The organism is Acinetobacter sp. SwsAc5 (assembly GCF_013391485.1).
GTDB lineage: Bacteria > Pseudomonadota > Gammaproteobacteria > Pseudomonadales > Moraxellaceae > Acinetobacter > Acinetobacter towneri.
Map to the genome: position 1 here is coordinate 88,637 of NZ_JACAXD010000007.1, position 18,866 is coordinate 107,502.

At 40.5% G+C, this 18,866-nt stretch carries 17 protein-coding genes; 5 read left to right on the forward strand and 12 right to left on the reverse strand.

Annotated features, from left to right (window positions below; genetic code table 11):
• Positions 1–66: 66 nt before the first annotated feature.
• The 4 genes from HYG89_RS05800 to ahcY all read right to left on the reverse strand — a co-directional run bounded on the left by HYG89_RS05800 (position 67) and on the right by ahcY (position 6,293).
• Positions 67–2,943 (reverse strand): bifunctional diguanylate cyclase/phosphodiesterase, encoded by a 2,877-nt coding sequence (locus HYG89_RS05800; protein ID WP_178866581.1) that lies wholly within the window; start codon positions 2,941–2,943, stop codon positions 67–69.
• Positions 2,944–3,131: 188 nt separating this feature from the next.
• Positions 3,132–3,848, reverse strand: a complete 717-nt coding sequence (locus tag HYG89_RS05805; RefSeq protein WP_178866583.1) for a 16S rRNA (uracil(1498)-N(3))-methyltransferase — start codon at positions 3,846–3,848, stop codon at positions 3,132–3,134.
• 42 nt (positions 3,849–3,890) lie between these two features.
• Complete coding sequence (gene metF, locus HYG89_RS05810) at positions 3,891–4,727, reverse strand: methylenetetrahydrofolate reductase [NAD(P)H] (RefSeq protein WP_004972760.1); 837 nt, start codon at positions 4,725–4,727, stop codon at positions 3,891–3,893.
• Positions 4,728–4,910: 183 nt separating this feature from the next.
• Positions 4,911–6,293 carry an adenosylhomocysteinase gene (ahcY, locus tag HYG89_RS05815; protein ID WP_004972762.1) on the reverse strand — a complete coding sequence of 461 codons (1,383 nt, stop codon included), beginning with the start codon at positions 6,291–6,293 and terminating at the stop codon, positions 4,911–4,913.
• 220 nt (positions 6,294–6,513) lie between these two features.
• Between ahcY and HYG89_RS05820 the strand changes: the two genes are divergently transcribed.
• Positions 6,514–7,020, forward strand: coding sequence for a cysteine peptidase family C39 domain-containing protein (locus HYG89_RS05820; RefSeq protein ID WP_178319510.1), 507 nt, complete (start codon positions 6,514–6,516; stop codon positions 7,018–7,020).
• An 89-nt stretch (positions 7,021–7,109) separates the two neighbouring features.
• Here HYG89_RS05820 and HYG89_RS05825 read toward each other — a convergent pair whose 3' ends face one another.
• Positions 7,110–7,622, reverse strand: coding sequence for a tetratricopeptide repeat protein (locus tag HYG89_RS05825; RefSeq protein WP_004972766.1), 513 nt, complete (start codon positions 7,620–7,622; stop codon positions 7,110–7,112).
• Between the two features lie 205 nt (positions 7,623–7,827).
• Here HYG89_RS05825 and HYG89_RS05830 point away from each other — a divergent pair, with 205 nt between their 5' ends.
• Complete coding sequence (locus HYG89_RS05830) at positions 7,828–8,088, forward strand: hypothetical protein (protein ID WP_004972768.1); 261 nt, start codon at positions 7,828–7,830, stop codon at positions 8,086–8,088.
• A gap of 77 nt (positions 8,089–8,165) precedes the next feature.
• Here the strand turns inward: HYG89_RS05830 and HYG89_RS05835 are convergent, their stop codons facing one another.
• A complete protein-coding gene (locus tag HYG89_RS05835; protein ID WP_004972770.1) occupies positions 8,166–8,552 on the reverse strand; it encodes a carboxymuconolactone decarboxylase family protein in 387 nt (128 codons plus the stop codon).
• Positions 8,553–8,885: 333 nt separating this feature from the next.
• Positions 8,886–9,899: a lipoyl synthase gene (lipA, locus tag HYG89_RS05840; RefSeq protein ID WP_096902386.1), complete on the reverse strand. Its 1,014-nt coding sequence runs from the start codon at positions 9,897–9,899 to the stop codon at positions 8,886–8,888.
• A gap of 287 nt (positions 9,900–10,186) precedes the next feature.
• Here lipA and sthA point away from each other — a divergent pair, with 287 nt between their 5' ends.
• Positions 10,187–11,602, forward strand: coding sequence for a Si-specific NAD(P)(+) transhydrogenase (gene sthA / locus HYG89_RS05845; RefSeq protein ID WP_042068765.1), 1,416 nt, complete (start codon positions 10,187–10,189; stop codon positions 11,600–11,602).
• Between the two features lie 160 nt (positions 11,603–11,762).
• Here sthA and HYG89_RS05850 read toward each other — a convergent pair whose 3' ends face one another.
• The 5 genes from HYG89_RS05850 to map form a co-directional block, all read right to left on the reverse strand.
• Complete coding sequence (locus HYG89_RS05850; protein ID WP_178866585.1) at positions 11,763–12,719, reverse strand: TauD/TfdA family dioxygenase; 957 nt, start codon at positions 12,717–12,719, stop codon at positions 11,763–11,765.
• 245 nt (positions 12,720–12,964) lie between these two features.
• Entirely contained in the window at positions 12,965–13,099 is a 135-nt protein-coding gene (locus HYG89_RS16000; protein ID WP_004972778.1) for a hypothetical protein, read from the reverse strand.
• Positions 13,092–14,303, reverse strand: coding sequence for an MFS transporter (locus tag HYG89_RS05855; protein WP_178866587.1), 1,212 nt, complete (start codon positions 14,301–14,303; stop codon positions 13,092–13,094). The genes HYG89_RS16000 and HYG89_RS05855 overlap by 8 nt, the downstream gene beginning before the upstream one ends.
• A 195-nt stretch (positions 14,304–14,498) precedes the next feature.
• The gene (locus HYG89_RS05860; protein WP_178866589.1) at positions 14,499–15,551 is read right to left on the reverse strand and encodes an OmpW family protein; all 1,053 of its coding nucleotides are present in this window, start codon (positions 15,549–15,551) and stop codon (positions 14,499–14,501) included.
• 341 nt (positions 15,552–15,892) lie between these two features.
• Entirely contained in the window at positions 15,893–16,720 is an 828-nt protein-coding gene (gene map / locus HYG89_RS05865) for a type I methionyl aminopeptidase (protein WP_004972787.1), read from the reverse strand.
• A 208-nt stretch (positions 16,721–16,928) separates the two neighbouring features.
• On the opposite strand from map, the gene rpsB reads away from it, so the two are divergent.
• On the forward strand, positions 16,929–17,675 hold the full coding sequence (rpsB, locus tag HYG89_RS05870; protein ID WP_004972791.1) for a 30S ribosomal protein S2: 747 nt from the start codon (positions 16,929–16,931) through the stop codon (positions 17,673–17,675).
• Positions 17,676–17,818: 143 nt separating this feature from the next.
• The gene (gene tsf / locus HYG89_RS05875) at positions 17,819–18,694 is read left to right on the forward strand and encodes a translation elongation factor Ts (protein ID WP_004972793.1); all 876 of its coding nucleotides are present in this window, start codon (positions 17,819–17,821) and stop codon (positions 18,692–18,694) included.
• Positions 18,695–18,866: the final 172 nt, after the last annotated feature.

Here is an 18,866-nt window from a genome sequence, read left to right on the forward strand (position 1 = left end):
CTTGCCCCCTTAGCACAGACGTCACTGTTTATTTTTAGAACAAACTTAGAGCTTTTGGGTCTAGTTTCAGATTAAGGAGCGATAAGCGCGCGATACTAAATTGGCTTTTAGAAATTGGGTCGCTTCACTTTCAGGCAAAGGCCTAGAGAATAAATACCCCTGCGCAATATCACAATTTAAATTCTGCAAATATTGCAGTTGTTGCTCAGTTTCAATCCCTTCAGCCACCACACTCATGCCCATGGCTTTGCCCATAGCAATCATGGCACTAACAATGGCTTCTTGTTTGGTATTCCCAATTTTAGAAACAAAGCTACGGTCTATTTTTAAACTGTCAATTGGGAAGTCTGTTAAGTAAGAAAGTGAAGAATAGCCTGTACCAAAATCATCTAAGGCGATATGAATATCACGTTGTTTAATTTCATCTAATAAAGACTTCACGGTTGTGGAGTTTTCCACTAAAGAGGATTCGGTAATTTCTAATTCTAAGCTTGCACCTGAAATTTGATAGGTATTAATCGCATCATCTAAATCTTGCAGCAATTGACCACGTTGCAGTTGTTGTGCAACTACATTAACCGATACTTGGATATGATCAAAACCTAACAGATTCCATTCACGAATTTGCTTGGCAGTTTGTTGAATTACAACCCGACCAATATCGGAAATTAAACTGGTTTGTTCCGCAATAGGAATAAATAGGTTGGGTGGAATAATGCCTTTGGTTGGATGCTGCCAGCGCACCAATGCTTCAAACCCGATCACCTGATAATTATGGAAATCAATTTTAGGTTGATAATATACAATTAATTCATCATTTTTAATGGCTTGGCGTAAGTCACGCTCTAAATGTACATCCTGCTCTAGCAGTTTGGTGTTGTCTAAAGTGTAATATTTAATGGTATTGCCACCTAAACGCTTAGCCTCAGACAAGGCTTGTTCAGCACAATTATTTAGATAATCCAACTGGCGTCCATGTTCAGGATAGAGGGAAACCCCCATCGATAGGGTAATAATATGTTCTTGTCCCTGTACATTAAACGGCAAATTAAAGGCTTTGGTGATACGTTCACAGTGCTCTTCGATTGAAGGGCGAATATGAGAAATTTCATAAACAATTGCAAAATCATCGCCATTTAAGTGTGCAACAAACAGCGCTTCGGCATTGGTGATACGTAAACGCTGCGCCACTTGGCGGAGTAATTCATCTCCACCATTATTGCTTAAATATTCGTTTAAAGGTCTGAAACGGTCAATATTGAGTCGAATGACCGCCAATTGCTGCAATGAATCTTGCTGTGAAATAAGATATTGATGTAGTTGATAATTATAATAAAAACGATTGGGGAGATCGGTCAGCGCATCATAATTTTCTAAATAGGATAAACGCTGTTCTTGTAGTTTATGTTCGGTTAAATCAGACACAATTCCAATATAATTAATAATACGGTTTTGCTCATCTTTGACTGCATTGATATGCATACGAACTTCTAATTCTTTTCCTGAGCGGAATTTTATATTCCTTTCAGTATGATATTCACCCTTGCTGAGTAATTGTTGAACAATTTCCTCTTGTGTCATGCGTGGATTTGCTTTGTTGGATTTGACTAAATCAAACAGATATTTGCCTAAAATATGGTCGCGTTTAAATCCGCTCATTTGAGCATAGAATGGGTTGGCTTCAATATAACGTAAGTTTTCATCTAAAATAAAAATACCTTCGGCTGCCTGTTCAAGTACGCTGGCAGTGAGTTTTAAGCGCTCTTGTCCAATTCGTTCTTGGTGAATGTCACGGCGAATCCCCACCATGCGCAAAGGTTTATTGGTGACAGGATCACGCTCAATCACCCGACCAATATCATGCACCCAATACCATTGACCTGAACTATGTTGTACGCGATATGTGGCTTGATAGCGTTCAGTTAGACCCCGTAAATGTTGTTTCATGGTTTGGTGAAAGTGCGGAATATCATCAGGGTGAATCAGTTGCTGTAATTTATTCCGATGCTGTTTGGTATTCTCTAAACGAGTTTGCTGTGCGCCACTACCAAAGACAATACTGCGTTGCCGTATATTCCAGTCCCATGCTTTTAGACCTGCGGCTTCATGCGCTAAAATTAAACTATGTTGTTGATTGATTAAATCTTGGTGCGTTTGTTCTAAGTCAAAGGTACGTTCTCTTACTTTTTGTTCTAGCATTTGATTGTTAAATTGCAGTTGAAGTTCAATATCTTTGGACTTGTTCATTTCAACTTGTAATTGTTGGCAGAGTTGATCTGTCCAGCCGACTTGTTGCTCTGCGGCTTTTTTGAGTTGGTCGTTCTTAAAATAGACGCTCGATAAACGACGATGCATGTGCATTGAAGTATTGGCACAAATCAGTAAGGTAATTAAGGCAAAATTTGTCGCGAGAAAAAAGAAAGCGGAAGTTTCGGAGTGAACTAAAAACTGTGCGACAATATAGGGTGTAATCACTGGAATGAATACCCAGCAAAAATAACTCAAGCGCTGCGTTAAAAAGGTGAGGGCAAAGGTTTGACTCACAATAATTAATAAGGCCGCTAAAATAATCGCTTCATAGTTGCTCAGTTCAGGGTTTTGCTGAGGTAAAAAGTAATACAGTAAACTTACCCCAACCGCGATTGCTGTTCCGATCAAGAAACACACCAATTTTAACCAACGATGTGCTTGTTGGAGTTGATATTGTCCCGCTTTAAAGTGAACTGCTGTGAGCAGTAAACACGAACCAATGGTCAGTTCAGTGAGAATAAACCAGATATTGAGGTAGGGTGATGAATGTGAGAAAGAAATTTGATAAATAAAAAACACATACAGGCAAACAATCAGGATGCTGACCAAAAAGAATCGAATAAGCCGAATGGTATTGGTGATTTGCGCAGCATCTAAGTATTGCTGCAACAATTCATCTTGAGCGTCTGACATACTTCCCCAAAATCTAGTTAAATGATTCCAACATTTATATTTTCTTAAATAACATCACGTTCATGCATAAAATATTGCTGTTTTGTGTTTAAATTTTATGCAAATTTTTTAATATATTGTTCGAGATTAATCCTGTACTTTATAAATTGCAATGTTATTGGCAATCGATTTCTGTAAAAACGGATAAATTACTCAGCCAAGCGATAATTTAAGATAGCTAAAGCAACCACAGGGGCGGTTTCAGTGCGTAATACCCGAGAGCCAATACACCAGTTTTGAAAGCCAACGGCATTGGCAGCACTAATTTCTGCTTCGCTTAAACCACCTTCAGGCCCAATTAATAAAGCTAAATCTTTACTGGCATTGTTTAGTACATCTACTTGATCTTTATTCGGTGCTAACACTAGTTTGGTGGCAGGAAGGTCGCTATTCAGCCAGTCCTCTAAACGTAGTGGGGCTAAAATTTTCGGTACGATATTCATGCCACATTGTTCACAGGCTGCAATGGCAATGCTTTGCCAATGATCTAATTTTTTTTGATCGCGGTCATATTTTAAGCGCATTTCACAGCGTTCAGAGGTGAGCAACTGAATGTTAGTCACGCCAAGCTCTACCGCTTTTTGAATCGCATAATCCATACGATCGCCTTTGCTCATTACTTGTCCTAATAAGGCGCTAAAGCTTGGGATGCGATTGTCTGGATTAAAACTTTTAATCTGCACTTGCGCTGTTTTTTTGGTAACTTCAACCAGTTCCACTTCATATTCACCACCTTGCCCATTGAACAAGGTGGCGGTTTCACCGACTTGTGCGCGTAGTACTTTCACCCAGTGATGAAATACTGTTTCAGTCAGTTCAACTTGCGTATCTACTGCTAATTCAGCCTCAATATAAAAACGGGGCATAGGGATTACTCGTTCAAGTCAATAAAATATGAAAAATACAGCTTAAGCCAAACCAAGATCTGTCACTAATTGACGAGTCGGTTCGGTGTTGTTCATGGTGTAAAAATGCAAACTTGGTGCACCACCTGCAATCAGGCGCTCGCACAGTTTAATAATCACTTCATGACCAAAGGCTTTGATTGAAGCTGTGTCATCACCATAAGTGGCCAATTGCTTGCGAATCCAGCGTGGAATTTCTGCACCTGTACCATCTGCAAAGCGAATTAAATTGCTGGCATTGGTAATCGGCATAATGCCAGGCGCAACAGGAATATTCACACCTTGCTTTTGAATACGTTCTACAAAGTAAAAGTACGCATCTGGATTAAAAAAGAACTGGGTGATGGCAGCATTGGCACCAGCATTTACTTTGGTGACAAAGTTTTTAATGTCTTGATCAAAGTGGTCTGCTTGTGGATGCATTTCAGGATAAGCCGCAACTTCAATGTGAAAATGATCACCTGAATGTTCACGAATAAAACGCACCAAGTCAGACGCATACGGCAATTCGCCTAAACCAACTTGACCTGAAGGTAAATCACCACGCAAAGCCACAATGCGGTCAATGCCTTGTGCTTTATAAATATCAAGCAATTCAGCAATACGCGCTTTGTCATCACCAATACAAGACAGGTGCGGCGCTACAGGTGTGCCTTTGCCATTGAAGTCGCTAATGGTCGATAAAGTACGTTCACGAGTAGAACCACCTGCACCATAAGTGATAGAAAAAAACTCTGGATTTAAAAGTTGTAATTCTTGATGCACAACTTTGAGTTTTTCTGCACCTACATCGGTTTTAGATGGGAAAAATTCAAATGAAATAGGAACTTGTTTGGTCATGATTAAATCCTTGCTATAAATACTTATTTATATTTTTTCACCTCTCCTAAATCCTCTCTTGCGCTGGGTTTAAAAGCAGTGCTTTAAACTTGCTCAGGAGAGGACTTACCCTCGAATACATTCATTAAACAATGAATCATTCCCTCTCCCTATGAGAGAGGGTTAGGGAGAAGGATTAAAAACTTAGTATTTATAAGCATCCGATTTAAACGGACCTTCAACAGCTACACCTAAGTAGTCCGCTTGTACTTGAGTCAATTGTGTTAATACACCACCAAAACCAGCAACCATTGCAGCAGCAACTTCTTCGTCTAGTTTTTTCGGTAAGATTTCAACACGAATTGCCGCTTGTTTTTGATCGGCAGGAAGATCGGCAAATTTCTCTGCAAATAAGTGCATTTGTGCCAATACTTGGTTAGCAAATGAACCATCCATAATACGTGATGGGTGACCTGTTGCGTTACCCAAGTTCACTAAACGACCTTCAGAAAGCAAGATTAAATAATCGTTTTCGTTTTCTGAACGATACACTTGGTGTACTTGTGGCTTCACTTCAACCCACTTATAACCACGTAAGTAGTTGGTGTCGATTTCAGTATCGAAGTGACCAATGTTGCATACAACAGCGCCTGCTTTAAGTGTATCTAGCATTGCTGCGTCACACACGTGATAGTTACCTGTTGTAGTCACAATCAAGTCAGTATTTTCTAAAAGCTCTAGGTTCACGTCTGCTTTATTGCCTGTTTGTACGCCATTCTTGTACGGAGATACAACTTCGTAACCATCCATACATGCTTGCATTGCACAAATTGGGTCAATTTCAGAAACACGAACAATCATGCCTTCTTGACGTAAAGATTGTGCAGAACCTTTACCTACATCACCATAACCAATAACCAATGCACGACGACCAGACAATAACATGTCTGTACCACGTTTAATCGCATCGTTGAGTGAGTGACGGCAACCGTATTTATTGTCGTTTTTAGATTTAGTCACAGAGTCGTTGACGTTAATTGCAGGCACTTTTAAAGAACCATCTTTCCACATTTCAATTAGACGTTGTACGCCCGTAGTGGTTTCTTCAGTAATGCCGTGAATGCGCTCTAATAATGCAGGATATTTTTCGTGAACAAGTGCAGTTAAGTCACCGCCATCGTCCAAAATCATGTTGGCATCCCATGGTGTGCCATTTACATTAATTTGTTGTTCAAGACACCATACATATTCTTCTTCAGTTTCGCCTTTCCAAGCAAAAACAGGCACACCTGAAGCAGCAATTGCTGCAGCAGCGTGGTCTTGAGTAGAGAAGATGTTACAAGAAGTCCAACGAACTTCTGCGCCCAATTCAACTAGCGTTTCAATTAAAACAGCAGTTTGAATGGTCATGTGGATACAGCCGAGAATTTTCGCGCCTGCAAGAGGTTTTGCAGCTGAGTAGCGCTTACGCAAACCCATAAGGGCTGGCATTTCTGCTTCTGCAAGTTTGATTTCTTTACGACCAAAATCAGCTAGTGTGATATCGGCAACTTTATAATCTGTAAATGAAGCATTAACCGCGTTCATCACGATCTCCTTATAAAAAACAATTGATCATTCAGTTCGCGGATGCCGTTTCTTGCATAGCAAACGCGTTGCTATGCTGGTCGAGCCTGGCGATTTTACATTTCGTGCCTGTAAAACGTCGCAGCATCCCTCGACTAGCGCGATATTGTACTTGGAAATTGATTCAGTTCCAATCATGTTTTGTTTATTATCACTACAAACATATTTTTGAGATTGAATGATGGCTTTAGAGCTTCCTCAAGAGTTGGCAAATTTAGAAGCCAACGGCGGGATTTACGCAGTGTGGATGTTGCTACGACACTTAGGAATTGATGCCGATATTCAACAATTGATTGAAGTGTGTGGTTATACGCCAGAGCAGGGCACAACCACAATTGGTTTGGCTGTTGGACTGAAAAAGTTTGGCTTTAATGTGCAGTTTTATACTGACCCTGACCCAGATTTACAAGATGCAGAAAAGTTAAGTTATGCCGAAGCTGAACAGCTTAAATTGCCTGTATTGGCGGCAATCGGCTATCAGCAAATTCAGCACGCATTTGATGAAAATAAATTTGTAATTGTCTACTACGACACTTTAGAAGGCGTGGGCAATCACTCATTGCTATATTCTATTGATGATGCTGAAATTTGTTTCTTTGACAGTTTTGAGCCGATGCCTGCGGCTGTGTTTGAACAACAGCGTCAGCAAGAGGGCATTTGCAGACAAGTAATTGTGGTCGAAGTCTAAGTGTTATTCAAAGTCTAAGCTTTATTCAATGACGATTCGAGTCATGCAAAAATTGTCTAGCCCATCAATTGATTGGCTAGACAAAGGGATTACTCCGCTGCGTCTGCTTTTTGTGTCCAATATTCAGCTTTATTTTCGTCAGCATCTACACCCAAAGCATTTGCATAAATAAAAGCAAGGTCTCGCATGGCTTGTACTTCGCCCAATTCTGCTGCTTGCTGTACCAATGCCACAGAGCGAGCGACATCTTGTTCAACCACATCACCACGACGGTAGTAGCCTGCCAACTCTAAAATAGCGGCAGGGTGTTGTGCATCACTGGCTTTTTTGAGCCAGACAAAAGCATCTTCAAAATGTTGTTTTGCATCTTCAGGGTCATCTTCTAGAACATCTTTGGCATATACGGTATAGCCTTCACCAAGCCAATACATGGCTTCGATATGTCCGTTTGCGGCAGCTTTGAGCGCCCATTGTTCGGCAAGTTCAATATCTTCATTAAAATCGCTTTGCATATACAGCACCGCCATTTCAAATTGGGCATCGGCTTGTCCTGCAATGGCGCGGTTCATTAGCGCAGGGGAGATTGAAACAGATTCTGACATAATGTCATCCAGCAAAATTACAACATAAGATTGTGCGATAGCCTAAAAGGTCTGCTGGGAAAAAGCCATCTTCGGTGTGATTTTTTTAAAAAATTAGGGTTAATTGATCATGCGTTTATGCAGACAATAACAAAAAATCACTTGAGCCATATCGTCAAGTTTCAATATGCTGAATCTTAAACATGGTCATAATGAGAACAATAAGATGGCAAATTTTTTAACTGCTGAACAAGCAAAAGTTTATTCAGATCATGCCAAGCTAGATATTGAATTATATAAGCAGCGTTTGGCGTCTTTAATCGAAGAGAATGCCAAGCAGGGCAATACCGCAGTTTTTACTGTGCTGCCAAAACATTTACCTTTAGAAGATATTCGAAATTTATCGGCACAGCTGACTGATTTGGGTTATCAGGTGCGCTTTGAGTTAAATGAGTTCTTTTATAGCTTTAATGTGTATTGGATTTAAAACTCAACTCTACCGACATTTCACCAAATAGTTTTAGTGAAATGTCGAGCGTTTATATTTTTTGATTTAGATTGCGTTTAAGTATTTGCAGTATGTTCTGCCAAAACTTCCAAAGCTGCGCGAAAAGCTTCCTGAGTTGCAGGTGCGCCACAATAAGGCAAGCTGTGTAACAAGACTTCCTGAATTTCTTCGACACTTGCCCCGTTATTTAGCGCACCACGAATATGTCCTTTAAGCTCTGTCGGGCTTTTTAAAGCAGTTAAAAAGGCGATAGTAATTAAGGAACGATATTTGCGTGGTAACACACCTTCACGTTGCCAAGTTGAACCCCATGCATGTTCATTAATCCAGTCCTGCAAAGGTTGGGTAAATGGTACAGTGTTGTCCTGTGCGCGTTTTACAAAGCTTTCGCCCATGACTTCAGTGCGAACTTTTAAGCCATTGTCATAGTCTTGTTGTGACATTTTACTATCCCTGTTTTATTGTTTGAGCTCGGTGTATAGATTAAGTGCATAGGGCTTTGTTGCACAAAGATTTCATAACTATATGATTTTAAAAGTTTTGATTATTTTTTGATCCAAAATTAAATTTATTTAAATCAGATGCTTACATATTTATGCAACAAAGCCAGTGCATAGATTAACAATTTATGGCGATGACACCATGCGCACTTGGTCGTAGACCATCAAAAAATATTCACATCTATCTATTTTTAATATATCCACAAGGTATAAAAAACCCCGAACATAAAGTCGGGGCTGTTTTAGCTTTATCGCAAATTTTGAAATAAGCGAGTGTTAAGCTTCAATGGTTTGCACGCTAATTTTTTTAGCAGGGTCGGCTTTACGACGTACTGTTGGTACAGGTTCACCATAATATTGACGGTCTGCAAAATAACTTGAACGTACCATTGGCGCAGCCCAAATATTTTTAAAACCTAACTTTTGACCATGCGCTGTATAACGCTCAAATTCTTCAGGTGTTACAAAGCGGTCAATTGGCGCATGTTCTTTAGATGGCTGTAAATATTGACCAATGGTCACATAATCTACATCGTGCGCTTTAAGATCATCTAACAGTGCAATAACTTCTTCTTCAGATTCTCCAATACCTACCATCAAACCGCATTTGGTTGGAATATCTGGGCAATATTCTTTAAACATTTTCAGCAAGTTCAAAGAGTGCTGATAGTCTGAACCCGGACGCATGGCTTTATATAAGCGTGGCACAGTTTCAATGTTGTGGTTAAAAACATCTGGCGGACATTCGGTCATAATGCGTAGTGCAATATCCATACGACCACGGAAGTCTGGCACCAAAATTTCTAACAACGTATTTGGGCTTAAAGAGCGGGCTTCTTTAATACAATCGACAAAATGTTGTGCACCACCATCTAACAAGTCATCACGGTCTACAGAGGTGATCACGGCATATTTTAAGCCTAAGTTGGCAATGGTTTCTGCCATGTGACGAGGTTCTTCAGGATCTAGTGCATTTGGACGACCATGCGCAACATCACAGAACGGGCAGCGACGGGTACAAATATCACCCATGATCATAAAGGTTGCTGTACCACCACCAAAGCATTCTGGAAGGTTTGGACAAGCGGCTTCTTCACAAACGGTGTGCAATTTTTGCTGACGCAAAGTGGTTTTAATACGTTGAACTTCTTCTGGTGCCGTCATTTTGACCCGAATCCAGTCAGGTTTACGAGGCGTTTCAACCGTAGGAACAACTTTTACAGGAATACGTGCGACTTTTTCAGCACCACGAAGTTTGACACCCTGTTCTGGTTTACGGTTTGCAGACATATTCAACTTTTCCACTGTTTTTGAAAGGGGAGAGATTTAGTGTAGGCTAGATTTTACGTGAAATAGAGTCTGATTAAACCGAATCTAAGTGCAAAAGTAAAATGTCACCTTAACTTCATCATAAGACGGTTATTATAACGAAATTGTGCTTAAATTGGGTAAAAACGATATTCATATAAAAAATGTGGTTATCACGTAATATATGCACAGTAAATACAGAAAATTCAAAAGATTTACGTCATAATATAGCCCATTGAAAAGACAGATTTAAAGAAAAGGAGCGTTGAATGCCACGTAAAAAAGAGGTCGTTAGTGGAACTTTCGTGAAGTACGATGCGGTTGTTCTCGGTTCAGGCCCTGCGGGTGAAGGCGCGGCAATGAAACTTGCCAAATCTGGTAAGCGTGTTGCGATTGTAGATGTTCGTGAGCAGCTTGGCGGTAACTGTACCCATGTGGGTACCATTCCAAGTAAAGCATTGCGTCAGACAGTGTCGAATATTATCCGTTATCGCCGTGACCCAATGTTTAAAAAAATGGGCGATTGGCGTCAGTTCACCATGAAGCAAGTGTTGCAAAGTGCGCATAAAGTTATTCAGCAGCAAGTTGAAACGCACTCTCGCTTTTATGACCGTAATGAAATTGCGATTTATCATGGTCGTGCTTATATCCAAGATAAAAATACGGTCTTGGTATTTGGTGCAGATGGCATTAAAGAAACCATTATGTGTCAGCAAATTGTGATTGCGACAGGTAGCCGTCCATATCGTCCAGAAATGTTGGATTTCAACCATCCACGTGTATTTGATTCAGACAAAATTTTGGATTTGGATTTCTCGATTCAAAAAATTATTATTTATGGCGCGGGTGTGATTGGTTGTGAATATGCATCCATCTTCATTGGTTTAGATCATAAAGTTGATTTGATTAATACTCAGCACAAATTGCTCAGCTATTTGGATGATGAAATTTCAGATGCCTTGTCATATCACTTGCGTGCGCAAGGGGTGCTGATTCGCCACAATGAGCAAATTGATCATTTAGAAACTTTTGATGATCACGTGGTTTTATATTTGCAAAGTGGCAAGAAAATCAAAGCCGATGCGATTTTGTGGTGTAACGGTCGTTCGGGTAATACCGATGGTTTAGGTCTTGAAAATGTCGAACTTAAGCCAAACAGCCGTGGTCAGTTAACAGTCAATGATCAATATCAAACCGAAGTAGAGAATATTTATGCTGCGGGCGATGTAATTGGTTGGCCTTCGTTAGCATCAGCTGCCTATGACCAAGGTCGTTGCGCGGGTGCAAATATGAGTGGCGAAGAAAATGTTGCGCCTGTGACCGATATTCCAACAGGTATTTATACCATTCCAGAAATTTCTTCGATTGGTAAAACTGAACAGGAATTGACGGAAGAAAAAATTCCTTATGAAGTTGGTCAGGCATCTTTCCGTCATTTGGCACGTGCGCAAATTACGGGTGATACAGTGGGTGAATTGAAGATTTTATTCCACCGTGACACTTTAGAAGTATTGGGTGTGCATTGCTTTGGTAATAATGCGGCAGAGATTATCCACATTGGTCAGGCGGTGATGAACAGCCCGAACAATACAATTAAGTATTTTGTTGAAACAACATTTAACTATCCGACCATGGCTGAAGCTTACCGTGTAGCAACTTTAAATGGTATGAATCGTTTATTCTAAGTTGCTGCAATATTGCTTAAAGTTCATTAAAAAAGAACCCGTAAAGTTTAGGCTTTACGGGTTTTCTTATTCTAAGTTGTTCGTTTGTTATTTTAGTTTTGGCGCATCTTTTTATTTGAGTCCAATAGTGGCGTGCTGCCTTTTAACATGAGTAGCAAGATTAAAATGGCCGGCTACCCGCCAAACTTATTCTTTTAAGTAAGCGCCGTTGCTCGGCAGGGAATGGCTCCCTAGAGTGTAAGGTCACTTGATTGTCCCAAAATACCAAATCCCTTTGTTCCCAATGATGCGTGTAGCGGAAGGCTGGCTTTAAAATATGTGCGCGGAGCCGAGCAATTAATTCACTACCTGCCTGATCGTCATAATTGAGCAACTCAACTTCAGAATGGGTGTTCAGCCAAAGGGCTTTACGTCTAGTTTCAGGATGGACTCTCACCAAAGGGTGTGGATAGCCATGACCAACAATAGGTTGATCATGAAAACGATACAGCGGCGAATTACCATAGCTACCCGTTGCAGTCGTATTTTGCGCACGAACAAAAGGGTTGTATGTAATGAGTTGAAGGTGATTAATTTCCGCTTTGGTGGTTTCATCTAAGGCATCGTAGGCTTTAATGGTGTTGTACCACGTAGTTTGTCCGCCTTGTTTTGGAATTTCTATGGCATACAGCAGCGAGGCAAAAGAGGGTAGAGGTGTCCATTGATGGTCTGCATGCGGTTTGAGTTCTGCATGTCCCGTATAATCACCTTGTCCAACAGCATTAGATACCGGTACAACATCGGGCGGTGTGCCTGTGTCGGCTTGACTGCCTAAAACAGGATTGTCTGAACTTGGACGGAAAATAGAACCAAAGTAACTGGCAAATGCTAAATACTGTAAATCATCTAGCTGTTGTTGTTTAAAAATCAAAACTAGATGTTGTGCCAAAGCTTGTTTTAGACGATAAATTGTTGCCCCTGTTTGGGATTTTTTCGTATCTAGTCCTGTCACGACAGCACCTAAGGCAGCACCTGCTAAAGGTTGTATTTGAATATCATTAGGATTTTGTAATGAATCGGCTTGATGCCAACGTGGTGCATCATGAATCGCTTGAGAAAGTGGGCTTAGACTGCTCATTGGGTTTTACTCTTTCTTGGTATATGGTCAAGAAAATTTAAGTAAAAACAGCCATCAGATAAAATTAAAAGAAATGCTAAGCTTATGAAAAATATTATCTTTTTAAATAAATGTTTGATCTTGAACCATTTAACTTATTTTGCATAGATTTGCTGTTTAAATGCAATCTAGTCAATGGAGCAAGTTATATAAGTTACTCCTTCAGTATTGAATACATTGATAAAGAGATCGAGTGACGCAGACAATTAATGTGCGCAGAATGCCTGATTAAAATACTCAAACAGTTGAGGCGTTTGCATCCATAAAAAAATTGAAAAGACGAGCAGGGCAATAACCGCCAGCGCGAGCAGCACTTTAAAATTAAATAAAGAATTAGTCATGAATGACGTGCTCCTCATTGACCCAGAAATGCACCAAGACCGCAAACGCACTTAAAGCAATAGAAACAATCCAGATAGCATTATAGTTACCTGTCAGATCGTGGTTTAAACCGCCAAGCCATCCACCAAAAAATGAGCCGACTTGGTGTGTAAAAAACACAATGCCACTGAGCATGGTCAGGTATTTAATCCCAAACATATTTGCCACAATACCATTGGTTAAAGGCACTGTAGATAACCACAACAAACCCATAATGATCCCGAATGCATAAATTGTCCAGATGCTTAAAGGCAGGATTAAAAAGGCGATAATGGCAATACCGCGTAGTCCGTAAAGCCACATCAGCAAGTGCGGTTTCGAATAGCGACCGCCTAACCAACCTGCGGTATAGGTGCCTACAATATTAAATAAACCCACGAGTGCTAGAAAAACTGTGCCTGTGGTTGCATTAAAGCCATGATCAATTAAGTAGCTAGGGAGGTGAATCCCGATAAACACCACTTGAAAACCACAGACAAAAAAGCCCAAAGCTAAAAACCAAAAGGGTTTATGGTTTTTGGCAATCACCAAAACTTGTTTAAAGCCTAAAGCGGGTTGGCTGACTGAACTTGCATTAGGGTTTTGATACATGGGAGCTTTGAGCATCCATGCCAAAGGAACAATCAATGCAATTAAAATAGCACTGACAATTAAAGCACCCGACCAACCAACATTTTGTAATAACAATAAGGTCGATGGCAGCATAATGAATTGCCCAAAAGAGCCTGCTGCACTGGCAATACCCATCGCAAGGCTTCGCTTTTCAGGTGGTGCCGCACGACCAACTGCTGAAAGTAGTACAGGAAATGAAGTGGCAGATAAAGCGAGACCTAAAATTAAACCCACGCTCAAATTTAGCAACAAGCCTGTTGAGCTGACGGCCATGAGTAATAAGCCAATGGCATACAGTGCACCGCCTACGGCCACTACAATTTTACTGCCGTATTTGTCTGCAAAAGCGCCTGTAATGGGTTGGACTGCACCCCAAATGAGGTTTTGCATGGCAATGGCTAAACTGAAAACATTATGTCCCCAGCCAAATTCATGGCTCATTGGCACAAGGTATAAGCCAAAGGCATGTCGAACACCAAGTGACAATGCCAAAATAATGGCACTTCCAATTAACATGTAAATCAGAGGTTTGGAAAATTGAGCATTCGACATAAGGCATCCAACAACAGCAAACAGACTGCTATGGTAGTCGATTCAGCTCAAGATCGCGATAAAATAAAATTCATCAAATGATAAAATTGAGTTATTAAGATTGAAGCGATTGCTTTAATTAAAAAGTACAGGAAAAAATAAGACGACCGTAGCCGTCTTAAATTTAGTTGAAAGAGGGAAGAGAAAAATTAGAGCTTAAAAGCGCATCCCAAAACCTGCGTATGCAATGATCGGATTCACTTCAATATCGGCTTTGGAGTGAATGAGTTCGCCGTGTTTAGCATCGGTCACAGTAATGGTGGTTTCGTTTTTAAGATGTGCATAAGATACAGAACCGACAGCAAACCATTTTTCATTAAAGTCATAGGTAAAACCTACGGTTGCAACGGGCGCAAAGGCATCGGTGGCGTCTAATTCAACTTTAGGATTGGCTGCACTTGGTGTACCTTCTAAAGATGCGCCCGCTTTTCCTTCTTTAATATTGGCAATCATGTGACCTGCGGCGATCAGGTCTTGTTCAGTGCGTGGGTTAATTTCTAATTCATTAAAATAAGCATACATTAACCCGACACCGACATAAGGACGGAATTTATTTACACCTGTTTTTCCAAAATGGTATTGAAACTCGAATGCAGGTGTCCAGGCACGGGCAGAGGCAGCAGGGCCATGTGCTTCTAAATCGGTAATGAAAATATCATTTTGTAATTCAAGCTCACCCAATGCGCCGCCTAATGGACGTGCAATTGCTGAGAAGGGTGCATAGATTTTACCTTTACCTTGTAAATCAACTTTAGGGGGAATACCACCTTTGACTTCAAAGGAAATATTATCGGTAAAGAAATAGTTGCTGATGATACCCAACGTGGTGACATCATCTGCTTCTAAACCTGTACCATGATTATCCCATTGCTCCAAACCTGAAATTGTGGCTTGTCCACTCATGTTGGCAGGAACGGTAGGCAGCAAATTTAATGCCCCACTTAATAATACGGGTGGCTCAAAACCGTCACGTAAATTATCTTTTACAGTTTGGGATTGAACCTCACCGACATCGGCTGTGTAGCCATTTTGAATAGCTGTATTGACTCGAAAAGGTTGTGCCTTGCCTTGCGGCATAACATGCAGTGCACCAACCGAAACAGAAAAGCGTTTAAAACCATCGCCATCTTTTAAACTAAAATAAGGTGAGTTGGCATAACTGATGACTGGCAAACTACTCAGTGCCAAACAGCATAGTGTTTTTTTCATTGTGGAACTCCATGTCCAATTTTGCTTGTTGTTATTTACGGCATTGTTATGCAAGGCATTATGAAATGGACTGGAAAAATAAAACTGTTGTTTTTACAAGATATTTTTTTAAACTTTTGTGAATAACTGGAAAAGTGTGCAGGTGTTTTGTTAAATCCAAAACTGTTGAATACGTGAAAATGCTTGTTTTATTGGATGGCTTTAAAGTTCTATTGGTTTGAAATAAAAAGATTTTATAGAAATTGTATGCGTTGAAATTAATAAAAAAGACCAGTCGGAACTGATCTTTTTGACATACGGGTTAAATTTTTAGCCAATGACAGATTTTGGCTGCAAACACGTTATGCAGTAAAGCGTGATAAATCTTCATCAGGGCGGGCAGTCAGCACTTCCAAGCCATCTTTGGTGACCAAAATGGTGTGTTCAAACTGTGCCGATAATTTGTGGTCTTTGGTCACCACTGTCCATTTATCGCCAAGTAATTTGGTTTGCCATACGCCTGCATTGACCATTGGTTCAATGGTAAAAGTCATACCTTCTTCTAAAATCATGCCTGTGTTGGCTTGACCATAGTGCAATACTTGTGGCTCATCGTGGAAGGTCGTCCCAATACCATGACCGCAATATTCACGCACGACACTAAAGCGTTCAGATTCAACATATTTTTGAATCGCATGACCAATATCACCAATGGTTGAACCGGGTTTAACGGTTGCCATACCGCGATACATCGCTTCTTGGGCAACTTTGCATAAACGATTGGCTAAAATGGAAGTTTCACCACCCACGATATACATCATATTGGTATCGCCGTGGAAACCATCTTTAATGACTGTGACATCAATATTTAAAATATCGCCTTTCTTCAGCACTTTACTTTCTGACGGAATACCGTGACAAACCACATGGTTAACCGATGTGCAAATGGTGTGTTGGAATGCTGGACGACCCGGAGCAGCACCATAACCTAAGCAGGCAGGAATAGCTTGTTGCTGATTGACAATATAGTCATGGCAAATCGTATCTAGTTCGAGCGTAGTAACGCCTGGTTTAACGTGTGCTTTGATCATCTCCAAAACTTCTGCCGCCAGTCGTCCTGCCACGCGCATTTTTTCAATATCTTCTGCGGTTTTGATGAGTCGACGAGGTGCTTGATAAGTTGTGTTCATGATCTTTAAAAACTTTTGGAAATTTGTGTGTGACTATGGTATAAATAGCCGCCCATTTTATCAAATGCTTTTTATGAATATGTTTCAAAGAGCTTGGTAAAAGGGAAATTAAAAATCCGCACATATATCGTCACATTACTCTGGGTGCCCTTTGGGGTGGAGAATGCGGATATATGGAGGCCTAACCCAAACATTTAAGGTAAAGAAAATGGCAGATTACAACGTAAGCATGCGCGACCTTCTTCAAGCTGGCGCACACTTTGGTCACCAAACACGTTTCTGGAACCCAAAGATGCGTCAATACATCTTTGGTGCGCGTAACAAAATTCACATCATCAACCTTGAACACACTGTTCCTGCGTTAAATGATGCTTTGAACTTTGCAAACCAATTGGCTAGCAAAAAGAACAAAGTTTTGTTCGTTGGTACAAAACGTGCTGCTTCTGCAATCATCCGTGAACAAGCTCAACGCGCTGGTCAACCGTATGTAGATCACCGTTGGTTAGGTGGTATGTTGACGAACTGGAAAACACTTCGCCAATCTATCAGCCGTTTAAAAGATCTTCAAGTTCAGTCTACTGACGGTACTTTTGCTAAGCTTACTAAACGTGAAGCTTTAGAGCGTAGCCGTGAAATGGAAAAACTTGAGCGCGCTTTAGGCGGTGTGAAAAACATGGGTGGTTTACCTGACGCATTATTCGTAATTGACGTTGATCACGAAGCAATTGCAATTAAAGAAGCGAAAAACTTAGGTATTCCTGTAATCGGTATCGTTGATACAAACTCTAACCCAGACAACGTAGACTACGTTATTCCGGGTAACGACGATGCGATCCGTGCAGTAACACTTTACGCTTCTTCAATGGCTGATGCGATCATTGCTGGTAAAGAATACGCTCAAACTCAAGCCAATGCTCAAGCAAAAGGCGAAGAAGCTCCTGCTTCTGAGGCTTAATGCGTTTTGACGTAAGCTTGTCATTTTTGCGACATGTGATGGTGGCAAAGTAAGCGTCATGTATGCAGACGGCCCAAGAGACACCCTCTGGGCCGTTTCTGTTAAAAAAAGAATTCATTTTCTACCGATTTTAGGAGATAAACATGACTGCAGTTACAGCAAGCATGGTTAAAGAATTGCGTGATCGTACTGGTCTAGCAATGATGGAATGTAAAAAAGCATTAACAGAAGCGGGCGGTGACATCGAATTAGCGATTGACAACCTTCGTAAATCTGGTCAAGCAAAAGCTGCTAAAAAAGCAGGTAACATTGCTGCTGACGGTGCAATCACAATCGTTCAAGAAGGCAACAAAGCGATTCTTTTAGAAGTAAACTGTCAAACTGACTTCGTTGCAAAAGACGAAAACTTTGCTGGTTTCTCTGCGAAAGTTGCTGCTGCTGCTCTTGCTGCAAACGAAACTGATGCTGCTAAAATTGCTGAACTTAAACTTGAAGATGGCGCAACTGTTGAAGAAACACGTGTTGCACTTGTTCAAAAAATTGGTGAAAACATCCAAGTTCGTCGTGCACAAATCGTTGAAGGTGAAAACCTTGCTGTGTACAAGCACGGTTTAAAAATCGGTGTTGTTGTTTCTTACACAGGTGATGCTGCGACTGGTAAAGGTATTGCAATGCACGTTGCTGCATTCAACCCAGTTGCTGTTACTGCTGAACAAGTTCCTGCTGATCTTATCGCTAAAGAGAAAGAAATTGCAGAAGCGAAAGCAGTTGAATCTGGTAAGCCTGCAAACATCGTAGAGAAGATGGTAACTGGTTCAGTTGAAAAATACTTGAACGAAGTTGCGCTTGATCGTCAAATGTACGTAATTGACAACGAGAAGAAAGTTGCTGAAGTATTAAAAGCAACTGGTACAACTGTTGCTCAATTCGTTCGTTTCGAAGTAGGCGAAGGTATTGAGAAAAAAGCAGAAATGAGCTTCGCTGAAGAAGTTGCTGCTGCTCAAGCTGCTGCAAAATAATTTTTACTTAAGGTAAAATATTTTGTAAGGAAAGCCCCAATTTATTTTGGGGCTTTTTTGTGAATATAGATTTTGGCAATATGCAATCGTGGCATAAATATTGAGATGAAGATTAAAGATATTAATTTTAAATCAGTATGTTACGAATAATTGACTTAATCGTATAGGGTGG

What these genes read in the sequence shown, in the direction of transcription:
- HYG89_RS05800 (WP_178866581.1), bottom strand. Translation starts at nt 2,943, where the DNA reads ATGTCAGACGCTCAAGATGAATTGTTGCAGCAATACTTAGATGCTGCG.
- HYG89_RS05805 (WP_178866583.1), bottom strand. Translation starts at nt 3,848, where the DNA reads ATGCCCCGTTTTTATATTGAGGCTGAATTAGCAGTAGATACGCAAGTT.
- metF (WP_004972760.1), bottom strand. Translation starts at nt 4,727, where the DNA reads ATGACCAAACAAGTTCCTATTTCATTTGAATTTTTCCCATCTAAAACC.
- ahcY (WP_004972762.1), bottom strand. Translation starts at nt 6,293, where the DNA reads ATGAACGCGGTTAATGCTTCATTTACAGATTATAAAGTTGCCGATATC.
- HYG89_RS05820 (WP_178319510.1), top strand. Translation starts at nt 6,514, where the DNA reads ATGGCTTTAGAGCTTCCTCAAGAGTTGGCAAATTTAGAAGCCAACGGC.
- HYG89_RS05825 (WP_004972766.1), bottom strand. Translation starts at nt 7,622, where the DNA reads ATGTCAGAATCTGTTTCAATCTCCCCTGCGCTAATGAACCGCGCCATT.
- HYG89_RS05830 (WP_004972768.1), top strand. Translation starts at nt 7,828, where the DNA reads ATGGCAAATTTTTTAACTGCTGAACAAGCAAAAGTTTATTCAGATCAT.
- HYG89_RS05835 (WP_004972770.1), bottom strand. Translation starts at nt 8,552, where the DNA reads ATGTCACAACAAGACTATGACAATGGCTTAAAAGTTCGCACTGAAGTC.
- lipA (WP_096902386.1), bottom strand. Translation starts at nt 9,899, where the DNA reads ATGTCTGCAAACCGTAAACCAGAACAGGGTGTCAAACTTCGTGGTGCT.
- sthA (WP_042068765.1), top strand. Translation starts at nt 10,187, where the DNA reads ATGCCACGTAAAAAAGAGGTCGTTAGTGGAACTTTCGTGAAGTACGAT.
- HYG89_RS05850 (WP_178866585.1), bottom strand. Translation starts at nt 12,719, where the DNA reads ATGAGCAGTCTAAGCCCACTTTCTCAAGCGATTCATGATGCACCACGT.
- HYG89_RS16000 (WP_004972778.1), bottom strand. Translation starts at nt 13,099, where the DNA reads ATGACTAATTCTTTATTTAATTTTAAAGTGCTGCTCGCGCTGGCGGTT.
- HYG89_RS05855 (WP_178866587.1), bottom strand. Translation starts at nt 14,303, where the DNA reads ATGTCGAATGCTCAATTTTCCAAACCTCTGATTTACATGTTAATTGGA.
- HYG89_RS05860 (WP_178866589.1), bottom strand. Translation starts at nt 15,551, where the DNA reads ATGAAAAAAACACTATGCTGTTTGGCACTGAGTAGTTTGCCAGTCATC.
- map (WP_004972787.1), bottom strand. Translation starts at nt 16,720, where the DNA reads ATGAACACAACTTATCAAGCACCTCGTCGACTCATCAAAACCGCAGAA.
- rpsB (WP_004972791.1), top strand. Translation starts at nt 16,929, where the DNA reads ATGGCAGATTACAACGTAAGCATGCGCGACCTTCTTCAAGCTGGCGCA.
- tsf (WP_004972793.1), top strand. Translation starts at nt 17,819, where the DNA reads ATGACTGCAGTTACAGCAAGCATGGTTAAAGAATTGCGTGATCGTACT.